9 protein-coding genes and 1 pseudogene are annotated in these 11378 nt (G+C 39.6%); all 10 read left to right on the forward strand.

Annotation, left to right across the window (positions count from 1 at the left end; genetic code table 11):
* Entirely contained in the window at positions 1-894 is an 894-nt protein-coding gene (locus BMY66_RS06425) for a class C sortase (protein ID WP_044933727.1), read from the forward strand.
* On the forward strand, positions 875-1756 hold the full coding sequence (locus BMY66_RS06430) for a class C sortase (RefSeq protein WP_044933730.1): 882 nt from the start codon (positions 875-877) through the stop codon (positions 1754-1756). Before BMY66_RS06425 ends, BMY66_RS06430 begins: the two co-directional genes overlap by 20 nt.
* Before the next feature lie 17 nt (positions 1757-1773).
* The gene (locus tag BMY66_RS06435) at positions 1774-2847 is read left to right on the forward strand and encodes a DUF5979 domain-containing protein (RefSeq protein WP_090394572.1); all 1074 of its coding nucleotides are present in this window, start codon (positions 1774-1776) and stop codon (positions 2845-2847) included.
* Between the two features lie 13 nt (positions 2848-2860).
* Positions 2861-3439 (forward strand): hypothetical protein, encoded by a 579-nt coding sequence (locus BMY66_RS06440; protein ID WP_090394573.1) that lies wholly within the window; start codon positions 2861-2863, stop codon positions 3437-3439.
* Positions 3439-4209, forward strand: coding sequence for a hypothetical protein (locus BMY66_RS06445; RefSeq protein ID WP_090394574.1), 771 nt, complete (start codon positions 3439-3441; stop codon positions 4207-4209). The genes BMY66_RS06440 and BMY66_RS06445 overlap by 1 nt, the downstream gene beginning before the upstream one ends.
* A 12-nt stretch (positions 4210-4221) precedes the next feature.
* Complete coding sequence (locus BMY66_RS06450; protein ID WP_090394575.1) at positions 4222-5076, forward strand: hypothetical protein; 855 nt, start codon at positions 4222-4224, stop codon at positions 5074-5076.
* A gap of 1 nt (position 5077) precedes the next feature.
* Positions 5078-6277 (forward strand): hypothetical protein, encoded by a 1200-nt coding sequence (locus BMY66_RS06455; protein WP_090394576.1) that lies wholly within the window; start codon positions 5078-5080, stop codon positions 6275-6277.
* A gap of 124 nt (positions 6278-6401) precedes the next feature.
* Positions 6402-6755 (forward strand): hypothetical protein, encoded by a 354-nt coding sequence (locus BMY66_RS06460; RefSeq protein WP_090394577.1) that lies wholly within the window; start codon positions 6402-6404, stop codon positions 6753-6755.
* A 4-nt stretch (positions 6756-6759) separates the two neighbouring features.
* On the forward strand, positions 6760-8004 hold the full coding sequence (srtB, locus tag BMY66_RS06465; RefSeq protein WP_090394578.1) for a class B sortase: 1245 nt from the start codon (positions 6760-6762) through the stop codon (positions 8002-8004).
* Between the two features lie 155 nt (positions 8005-8159).
* Positions 8160-11378, forward strand: a pseudogene (locus BMY66_RS13735) (hypothetical protein); the annotation flags it as partial.

Below are 11378 nucleotides of genomic sequence, written 5' to 3' on the forward strand. Positions count from 1 at the left end.
ATGAAAGCATTTTTACTGAAACATTACAAAACTATAGCGACTGCAGCGTTGATGATTGTTGGTTTGTCCTTGTTGGTGTACCCACTGGTTGCAAACACTTGGAACAACCATGTGCAGGCAACTTTGGTAAACAACTACACAGAGGCTGTTGATACAGCTATTTCAGAAGGTTCACTGGATGTTGATGCTGAGCTTGAAAAAGCATACGAGTACAACGAAGAGTTGTTGCCTTCTATTTTGCCAGATTCCTTTGCAGAGGCAGAGGCAAATGGTACAGATGAAACTTACATGAGCTTACTTAACACCAACGGTGATGGAATCATGGGATACATTCAGATTCCTTCAATCAATGTAAAGCTTCCTATTTTCCACACAACATCGGAAGAGGTTTTGCAGATTGGTGTTGGCCACTTGGAAGGTTCATCACTTCCAGTAGGAGGAGAGAATACACATTCAGTTCTTTCTGCACATCGTGGTCTTCCAAGTGCTACACTATTTACAGACTTGGACAAAGTTCAAATTGGAGAAGATTTCTTCATCATTATCATGGGCGAGTATTACGCTTATGAAGTTGATCAGATAGAGGTGGTTGAGCCTGATGATACATCACTCCTTCAGGTGGAGGATGGTCAGGATCTTTGTACATTAATTACATGTACACCATACGGTGTAAACACTCAGCGTCTTATGGTTAGAGGCCACAGAGTGCCATACACACCAGAGCTTTTGGCAGATGCAGACACTCCACTTTTCGGGGCAGTCAGCTTACATACAAATTACCTTCTTTGGGTAATTGTTGGACTTGCTATCGTAGGAGCGTTCATCTTAGTACTTTACATAATGGACAAGAAGAGAAGTAAGAAGGACAAGGCAGTTGAAACAAAGAGTTATTAAGATTTTACTAATTCTATTATTTCTTGTAGGTTTTGGCTTGCTGGCATATCCTACTGTATCAAATGAGTGGAATGTATATGTTCAAAGCACACTCATCAATGATTATGAAGATTCCTTGTCGGAAATGACCGAGGAAGATTACACAAAAGAGTGGGAGGCAGCCAGAGCATTTAATGAACAGATTACAGAAAATGCCATTGGCACGGATGTATTCGGGGCAAATGCGGATGGTGATGCAACAACTCCTACAGATGAGTTTTTAAACTCAGAGTACTATTCAGTGCTCAATGTTAATGGCGATGGAGTTATGGGCTATTTGTCCATCCCAAAGATAAATCTAAAGCTATCAATCATGCATGGCACATTTGATGAGTACATCCAGACAGCTTTAGGACACATGAATGGAACAGCACTTCCAATTGGAGGTGAAGGTACACATTCAGTAATAGTTGGTCACAGAGGTTTGCCAAGTGCAGAGCTTTTTACAAATATTGATCAGCTAGAGGTTGGAGATAAGTTTTACATCCACGTTTTAGATGAGACACTTGCTTATCAGGTGGATATGATTTATCCAATGATTGAAGCAGAGGATATTACCTCACTTCAAAACGCAATGAAGGTGGAAGAGGGCAAAGATTACGTCACACTTTTCACCTGTACACCATATGGTGTAAACACTCACAGACTTTTGGTGCGAGGCACCAGAGTTGAGTACCTGGGAGAGGATGAAGTCCCTACCGGTGCAGCAGCTGTTGCTGAGACAGTGAAGAATTACTACTTGATTATGGGCATTGCCGGATTTATTGCGGCAGTGATTATCATATTAATAATAAGAAGGATATTTAAAAAGAAAACCGCATAAGCTGAAGGGAGAACTCAGTGAAAAGTTTAATTTTTAAGAAAAAGAATTTAATAGCCTTTGCGATGGCAGCAGTAGTAGCTGTGGCAGGATTTGGTGCGTATAGAGCACAGGCAGCTGTTAAGATTGATGAGACTAAGCAGTGTTCAATTACTGTGAGGTTTGAAAATCCGAACAATGCGACTGGCGCAACTGATGCTAATGCAATCACTTCATATACTGGTAATGTGGAGGTTGATTTCTATAAGTTGGCTGAGGTGAAAGTAAACGGAGATATAGGAACTCCAGTATCTGGTGTTGATCTTTCAGCATTAAGCAATTCAAATGTTGATGCAGCCCAAGTCAAGAAAATTGCTGCTAATGCATATGAGAAGGTTAAGGATACAAAACCAGATAAAACAGTCACAATCAATCCTAGCGCGAAAAAGCCAGAGTCGGTTGATGTTAACCGAGGTATTTACCTATACGTAGTAAAGGATTTCCAAAACAATCAGTACGAATATACATTTGAAAAGTATATTGTGATGGTTCCTTACAGCACAACCATTTCACAGGGGACAAAGGTTGACGAAGACGGAAATATCGAAAATATAACACCTAGTGATGAATGGATTTACAATCCAGAAATTGCATTGAAATACAGTGTGGAAGAGATTTATGGAAGCCTTGAAATTACAAAAGAGTTAAAGACTTATAATAAATCACTTGGAACTACACCATTTGTATTCGAAGTTGAAGCATCATATGGTGAAGGGGATAACAAGAAAATAGTTTACAGCAATGTGTTCACAATGAATTTTAGTGAGCCTGGCAAACAGACAGTTGAGGTTCCTAATATTCCTGCAAACTCTACAGTGGTTGTTACTGAGGTATATTCAGGTGCTAGCTATAAAGATGTCACACCAATAAATGAGAAACACTCAGTTAAAATCCAAAAGGATGTTACTGCAAAAACAAAATTCACCAATGATTACGATAATCAGACAGATGTGGGAGCAATCAGTATAGAGAATCACTTCAATGAGAATGGTTATGTGGATTCTAATATTAATCCAAATAGCACAACTACAGAAAATGTAGAAACTGAAAACTAAGGAGGAGAGGCAAATGAAATACAAAAAATATTTACTTGTTGCCGCTGCTCTTGTAGTAATCGGTGCAACAAGCATAAAGCCAGCGATGGCATACTTCACAAATTCACATCAGGCAGTAGGAACTGTTAAAGTTTATTTGGGAGATTTGGAAATCACACCAAATGAGGACGCTAAGGAATGGACAAAAGAAATAACAGTACAAAATACTGGTGATTACGATGTGTTTGTTAGAGTAAAGGCAATCTGTGGTTCACAGTACAGTGCTAACCTCACAAGTGGTGATGGTTGGAGCTACAACGAAAATGATGGTTATTACTACTACAGTGATTTGTTAGCAAAAGATGCAACATCATCAGTACTTAAGCTTACAATTACACCTCCAGAAGGCTTAGAGAACGAAGAATTCAATGTAGTTATCGTTCAGGAAGCTGCAAAAGCAGTGGATGAGAAAGATGCTGATGGCAACAAGACGGGCAAGTTGGTAGCAGCGTGGGATGAAGCAATTATGCAGCAGGATAAGTTCAAAGCTAAGTTCCAGGATGACACTACTACAAAATCATCAGAAAGCACAAGTGAAGGGGGGAATAATTAATGAAAAAGTTATTTAAGAACCCTTTGACAATGCTTGTAGTTGGATTAGTTCTTGTAGCAGGAAGCTCAGTTGGTGCCACAAGAGCAGCATTGAGCTATTCTGATTCGGCAGAAGAGGTTTCATTTGAAACAGAACAATTATTTGTAGATTTAATAGAAAATCAAAATGGCTCTGAAGTTAGTGTAGCCATGAGCAATTCTGATTCAAATCAGAACAGCACCGTTGGCAAGCTTTCATTTACAAATCTAAAGAGCCAGATTACCGATGAGAATCCTCTTCAGATTAATCATGATTACGATGAGGATGTTTTTGTACAGAATACATCAACAGGCGATGCCTATAGCGAGTACGTAAGAGTGCTTGTTAGAAAGAGCTGGATTAAGAATGATGGTTCAAAAGACACCAGATTAGATCCTTCAGTAATCACTCTGAAGACAACAGAAGACTGGTTTATTGATGAAAATGAGAGCACAACAGAAGGTACTGTTTATTATTGTAAGAAGCCAGTTGCGGTTGATGAACAGGTTCAGTTTTTGGATGCCATTTCATTTGAAAGAGAAATCCTTGATGGTGTTACAACTACAAAGGTCAATGAAAAAGGCACAGTTGTAGAGAATGTTTACGGCTATGATGGCAAAACATTCGAGATAGAGATTCGTGTTGATGCAGTTCAGACACATAGCGGCGCAGAAGCAATTCTTGGTGCCTGGGGTGTTGAGGCAACAATCGATTCAGATGGAAATATTACTTCAATCAATAGTTCTAACTAAGGGAGAGTAATGATGAAAAAGAAATATATGAATATTGTCCTTGCTCTCACTTTGGTGGCAGCAGGATTCATAGGATTAAAAACTGAAGCTCTTGCAGATACTTTAGATCCAGTTACATGGACTGTTACATATGATGGAACAGATACTTTCGGTACCACATATGATGCAGAAACAGCTAAAGTTACTGGTGCAATGCCAGGAGACACAATCACTTATGAGGTAACATACAAAAATGCATCTACAGAGGCAGCAAATTTCTATATGGATGCAAATGTTGTAAAAACACTTGAGGAAGGCAGTGACGCAACAGGTGGTGCTTATACCTACAAAATCCTTTCAGACAAATCTACTACACCACTTTTTGATAGCGAGACTGTCGGTGGTGATAACGAAGATGTTCAAGGTCTTATGCAGGTAAACGGAAATGAAGATGCTTACTTTGACCTTGGTACTTTGGCAGTAGGAGATAGCGGAAAAGTCACTGTAATTATCGTGCTTGATGGTAATACACAGTCTAACAGTTATATGTCTGCAATTGGTCAGTTAAGTATCTTGTTTGCAGCAGAGCCTGAGTCAAATGATAACGAAGGTATTGTTATTACAAAGACTGTTACAAAAACAAATACTGTTTTCAATCAGATTGTAAACCACAGTAAGCAGAAGGTTTCAAAGAAGGTAGAAAGAACACTTCCTAACGGAACACAGATTGTTGTTATCGAGGATGAGGACACACCATTATTTGGAGAGAATCCTTTGACAGGCGATAGCATCTTACCACTTGTATTTTGCGGTATCACATTGTTATTAGGATTATTCCTTATTTTCATGTACTTCAGAATGACTAGAAATAATAAGGAGGTGGCCTAAGATGAGAATCTTAAAGAAAGCTTTTAGCGTAATCTTTACACTTGCCTTCTTATTATCAGTGTTTGCTTTTGATTCTACAGTAGTAAATGCAACAGAGACTACTACAGAAGAAACTACTACAGAAGCCACTACTACAGAGGCTACTACAGAAGAAAGTACTACACAAGAAACTACTGCAGTTTCTACATATACCTACAGAATTAAGATTTCACTTGGAAATAACGCAAATGCGTATTTTGATGATACAGCAGTAGCAGAGCTGGAAAAAAATTACACAGTATCACTGTCAAGTTCAGGTAAGAACCTTGTTATCAGTGAGTTAGCTTATGATTCAAATGTCACATTCAACTTTGGTGATCTTATCAAAGTAAAGACTGATAATACTGAGACAGAGACTTCTAAGTACTATGTAAAGGGGCTTAGAGTTGCTGGTAGTGATGATTTAGTAAAAGATACAAATAAGAGCGTAACACTTCATGTGAAAGGTGATGAGTCTTATGTTGTAGCTTACGGCGTTGGTAATATTATTTCATACACTGTTCGCTATGTAGACGAAGATGAAAATGAACTTTTGCCTGATGAAACTCTTTACGCAGCAGAAGGCGAAGTAGTTTATGTACCAGCTCGTCATATCAAAGGATATGTTCCTGATTATTACTTTAGAACAGCTTCTAATGGTCTTAAGAAGGATACAGTTTTCACATTTGAATATCACAAGCGTGTTATTGGTGAAGAAACAGAGGTAATAGAAAAGACCGAAACATCTTCATCAACAGTAGAAGGTGATCCAGAGTACGAGTACGAATACGAGTACATCGATGGCGGTTCTACAGGAACAACAACTGGTGGTGGAAACACAACAGTTACAACTCAGAACAATGGCGGTGGCAACGGTGGTACAGTAAACAACCGTGCTGATGCAGGTGATGGAGCCGGAGCTGGCGATGCAGATGCAGGCGCAGCAGGAAATGATGGCGGCGAAACAATCGAAGATGACAATACACCAGGTGGTATCTTAGATATCGACGATGAAGAAGTTGCTAAGGCCGGTGGCACCCGCGATACATTGATTCGCAATATGATAATTGGAATCATCATCGCAATCATCGCAGTTGCTTCAATTCTTGTTACACTTTACATTGCAAACAAGAAGAGAAAGCAGGAGCTTGTAAAGGTTGAAAAACACGATGATAAAGAATAAATAAGATTTTTAAGAGGAAGCGATTTTGCTTCCTCTTTTTTTATTAATACTTGCCATTTTTATTATTTATTTGCCAATTATTTCAGTACGGGGTGAAAATATGTTACACTGTCTATGAGGAAACATGCGTAAAGTTTTTAGAGGTATTATTAGTTTCTTCAGGGGAGCAAAAGAGAATATGAGGGGAAAGATTAAAAAGAGCATTTTGATATTATGCTTGAGTTTATTCATAGCCCTGCCGGTTTATGCTAGCGAAGATACTGACAACAAAGAACAAACGCAGGAGCAAGTAGTAGACGAATCAAAGCAGCAAGTGGAAATCGAAGAAGATGAAGTTCCGCTTGGATTAGAAAACATGGCTACCTTTGAGCGATACAAACGTGATGTGGTAGTTATGATAGTCTTTGGCTCGTTGGTTGTTGTGACTACCATTGCCGCAACAATCAAAGAAAAAAACGAGAGGGAAAAATTAAACTAGCACAATGAATACTAGAGTATTTAAAGTAACAGGAAATCTTTTAATTGGATTAATAATTCTAGCATGCTTACCAGTAGCGGTACCAAAGTTGCTAGGTATACAAACATATAACGTAATATCAGGATCGATGGAGCCTTCTATATCAGTAGGCTCCATTGTCTATGTGAAGAATGCTGAGTTTGATGAGCTAGCAGAGGGCGATGTAATTGCATTCGAATCTGGCGCTAGCGTGGTGACTCACCGAATCACATCTATTGATTCACAGTCGAAGCTAATCACTACAAAGGGTGATGCAAACGACACCGAAGATTTTGTTCCTGTAGCATATGTGAATGTCATCGGAAGGGTTGTGGCCCATGTGCCATTTTTAGGATACATCGCTTCATGGCTTTCTGAAATAACAGGAAAAGTTATAGCGGTGATGTTGTTAATCATTGGCTTGTTGCTTTCAAATGCAGGTGATAAAAGTCAGGATAAGGAAAAGGTTGAAAACAAAAAGCAAAATGCAAAGGTTAACCCAAAGGTTTTCCTGGCTCTTGGTTTGGTAATTATAGTTGGTTCTATGAGTGGTTTCCTATATATATTTATGGATTATCAAAGCTCAAACAGTTTATATAGCGAACTTAATTCTTCTTATATAAATATAAATGAGCAGGTCAGCGACGATTCATGGGACAGCATGATAGATGTTGATTTTGAATCACTGCAGCAGATTAACCCAGACGTGGTTGCATGGATTTACGTGGAGGGTACAGATATCAGTTATCCTATTTTATATTCAGGAGATGATGAGACATATCTTCGCACCACAATGGAAGGCGAAAGTGCAAAGGCTGGTTCCATTTTCCTGGAGGGATACAATTATCCAGATTTTACAGATAGTCACAGCATTATCTACGGCCACAACATGAGAAACCTCTCAATGTTTGGTACGTTAAAATATTACAAATCAGAGGAAGGATATTTGGATGAGCATCGATATTTCCAGATAATCACCCCTGATTCGAAAATGCGATATGAGATTTTTTCATACTTTGATACGGAGGCTGCATCTTGGGTTTATGCGGTGCCATATTCAGATTGTGAAGAGTTCGATGATTATATTTCAGAGCTGCTTCGTCATTCATACGAAGTAGTGGATACAGAGGAAGTTACCTCAGCAGATAGGGTGGTGACCCTGTCGACATGCTCAACATCGGGCATGAGATTTACAGTACACGGAGTATTAAGAGAGAATATATCGTTATAAATTATCTCGATTTTTGTTATTTGGCAGAAATGTAACTTTTTTGGCAAAAATAGTTACTAAATTCTATTTAAAAAAATATATTGCGTGATAGAATAACATTAAATGATAATTGGACAATAATTTGTAATGGTATATTAAATAGAAGGAGTACAAGGATGTCAAAGAAGAAGGTCGAGAATTTGTTAAAGGGAGTGGCAATCACAGGCGCTACAGTTGGCGGGGCTTCAGTGCTTGGTGATGCTAATTTAGCTTATGCTGCTGAGCTTGGCGAAGAACAGGCTGCTGCTAATGCCGAAGGCGTTATCGTCCTTGAGACAACACAGGTTCAGGCAGAGCAGGTTGTTGAGACTACAGTTCAGTCAGTACAACAGGAAACAGTAGAAGTAGAGGCCGTTGCTGAATCTACAACTCAGATCGAAGAAGTTGATCTTGAAGCATCTGCCGTTACAAATACAGACGCACAGGTTGCAGCTAATCTTGATGAGACTGCACCAGTTGATGAAAATGCATCTAATGTTGCTTCTGAAGTTGCAGTTGTATCCGAATCAGCTAGCACTTCATTATCAACAGAGGAATCTCAGATAGAATCAACATCTGAATCATCTAAAGAATCTCTTTCAACAGAGACTTCTGAAATCGAATCTACATCGGCATCATCAGCAGATTCATTAAAATCAGAAAACGATGAAATTGAAAGTACATCAACATCTAATTCACAGGAGTTAGCTTCAGAGTCAGCTAGCCTTTCTACGGCTATGTCTGAGGCAGAGGCTGCATATGAATCAGCATCTACATCTTTCTCAGAGGCAGGATTAGAGGATGATTATCTTGAGAATCTTATAAAGGAAATCGAGCAGGCACAGGAAGATCTTAAGGCAGCGCAGGAAGTTGCTAAGGCAAATGGCCAGTGGCTCAACCATTCAGGGTCTTCAAACAACTATTATGGATATGGCGATAAGCTTGCAAACCTTCTTATTCAGTATGCATTCTACCAGGAAGGCTATGTAGGTGAAATCGTATATAGCGAGTGGGATTCTAGTAGCTACACAACAAACAGCGTAAAGGTAACATACATCGATGCAGCTGGAGAGACAAAGTATGCATACTTCGATTATGTAACAGTAGATGATAATGGTAACGCACTTGCAGCAGGTGATGGTGCATCATTTAGAGGAACTGAGAATTCAGATCAGCACGACAATCCATATGTTGTTGGTGGAATCATGGTTGTTCAGAAGACAGTTCAGTATTCTGACGGCAATGGTAACGTACTTACATGGGATTATCAGACTCATACATCTGAGGATGGAACTGAGACTACAGAGTGTGTTTACTACATCAATGGTGTAGAAACAGATGCTGAGGTCGTTCTTAACGAGGATGGAACATTCTCTATTACAGGAAGCTCAGCTATTAATTCAGAAACAACAATAGTTAGAGATACATGCTGGGGAACATATAAGTCAGCAGATGGAACAACTTACTACGATCTTGGACAGTATTCATCAGCAGATAACAATTGGAATAATACATTTGGCGGTTTGACTAGAAATACCAGTGATTCATCAGTTGGGGTTGTTTCCACAGATGCTTCAGGTATTAAGAGCGTTTCAACTCTAGTAGATGAAAGTGGTAATACAGTAAATCTTATCACACAGAAAAAGTCATATCAGTTAAATAAATGGGTATGGGCTGAAAAGTCTTATACAGCAATCGAAATCGGAGGCGAGACATACTACTATCACTCATCAAATATAGTAAAGAACGGTGATGGTACATATACTCTTTACGCATATACTGATGAGTCAGGCTCGACATATGAAACACAGGTTATCACGCTTTATTCAGCAGCAAGCACAGCATCTACCACAAACACATTCTCTCCAAAGTTTGTTGCTAAAGAGAATGATGGTAGTGACACATACACCAACAAGTTTGGTGAAGTTAAAGATGGTAACTTTGGAAAGAAAGGTTACGTATATTATTCAGAAGATGATTTCAATACAGGAAAAGATGACTATGCTGAGGAGAGAAGTCAGGTAACATCACTTTCAGAGTCGGCAAGCCAGCTTGCATCAGAGTCTTCATCTTGGGAAGCATCTGTAAGTGCAAGTGCTGAAGCTTCACAGAGTGAGTCTGGAATCAGAAGCGAGTCATTATCAGAGAGCGCATCAACATCAGATAGTGCGTCGCAGTCGCGCAGTCAGTCATTATCAGAGAGTGCAGCAGCATCTGATAGTGCATCATTATCTAGATCAGAGTCACTTAGTGCATCAGCAAGCGAAAGCGCTTCTATAAGTGAGAGCATTAGCACATCACTTAGCGCAAGCTTATCAGAGTATGTAAGCCAGAGCATGTCTGTAAGTGCTAGTGTATCTGCATCAGCAAGTGAGAGTGCTTCAATAAGTGCAAGTACATCAACAAGCTTAAGTGATTCAACATCAGTAAGTGAATCAACAAGTACATCACTTAGCGATAGTGAGTCGGCAAGTGTAAGTGAATCAACAAGCTTAAGTAACTCAGTATCAGAGAGTACAAGTACTTCGCTTAGTGATAGCACATCAACAAGTGTAAGTGAATCAACAAGTACATCACTTAGTGATAGTGAGTCAGCAAGTACAAGTTCATCAACAAGTACAAGTGCATCAACAAGCACAAGCGCATCAACAAGCGCAAGTACATCAGCTAGCGAGAGTGCATCAATAAGTGCAAGCACATCAGCTAGTACAAGCACTTCAGACAGTGCATCTACATCAGCAAGTTTGAGCGAGTCAACAAGTACATCACTCAGTGATAGCACATCAGTAAGCTTGAGTGAATCAACAAGTACATCACTCAGTGATAGCACATCAACAAGTTTGAGTGAGTCAACAAGTACATCACTTAGTGATAGTACATCAGTAAGCTTAAGTGACTCAGTATCAGAGAGTACAAGTACATCACTTAGTGATAGCACATCAGTGAGCTTGAGCGAGTCAACAAGTACATCACTTAGCCAGAGTACATCAGCAAGCACAAGTGCATCAACAAGTGCAAGTACATCAGCAAGCACAAGCGCATCGACAAGTGCAAGTACATCAGCAAGTACAAGTGCTTCAGAGAGTGCATCTACATCAGCAAGTGATAGCGCATCAACAAGTGCAAGTGCATCAGCTAGTACAAGCGCTTCAGAAAGTGCATCTACATCGGCAAGCACAAGTACTTCAACAAGTGCAAGTACATCAGCAAGCACAAGTACTTCAACAAGTGCAAGTACATCAGCAAGCACAAGCGAATCAACAAGCGCAAGCACATCAGCTAGCGAGAGTGCATCAACAAGTGCAAGCACATCAACAAGTACAAGCGCATCAGACAGTGCATCTACATCAGCAAGT

Origin of the sequence: Pseudobutyrivibrio sp. C4 (assembly GCF_900111635.1) — a bacterium.
Classification (GTDB): domain Bacteria; phylum Bacillota; class Clostridia; order Lachnospirales; family Lachnospiraceae; genus Pseudobutyrivibrio; species Pseudobutyrivibrio ruminis.

Bases quoted from the DNA above. Each gene is read 5' to 3' on its own strand.
- BMY66_RS06425 (WP_044933727.1), top strand. From the start codon at position 1: ATGAAAGCATTTTTACTGAAACATTACAAAACTATAGCGACTGCAGCG.
- BMY66_RS06440 (WP_090394573.1), top strand. From the start codon at position 2,861: ATGAAATACAAAAAATATTTACTTGTTGCCGCTGCTCTTGTAGTAATC.
- BMY66_RS06445 (WP_090394574.1), top strand. From the start codon at position 3,439: ATGAAAAAGTTATTTAAGAACCCTTTGACAATGCTTGTAGTTGGATTA.
- BMY66_RS06450 (WP_090394575.1), top strand. From the start codon at position 4,222: ATGAAAAAGAAATATATGAATATTGTCCTTGCTCTCACTTTGGTGGCA.
- BMY66_RS06455 (WP_090394576.1), top strand. From the start codon at position 5,078: ATGAGAATCTTAAAGAAAGCTTTTAGCGTAATCTTTACACTTGCCTTC.
- BMY66_RS06460 (WP_090394577.1), top strand. From the start codon at position 6,402: ATGCGTAAAGTTTTTAGAGGTATTATTAGTTTCTTCAGGGGAGCAAAA.
- srtB (WP_090394578.1), top strand. From the start codon at position 6,760: ATGAATACTAGAGTATTTAAAGTAACAGGAAATCTTTTAATTGGATTA.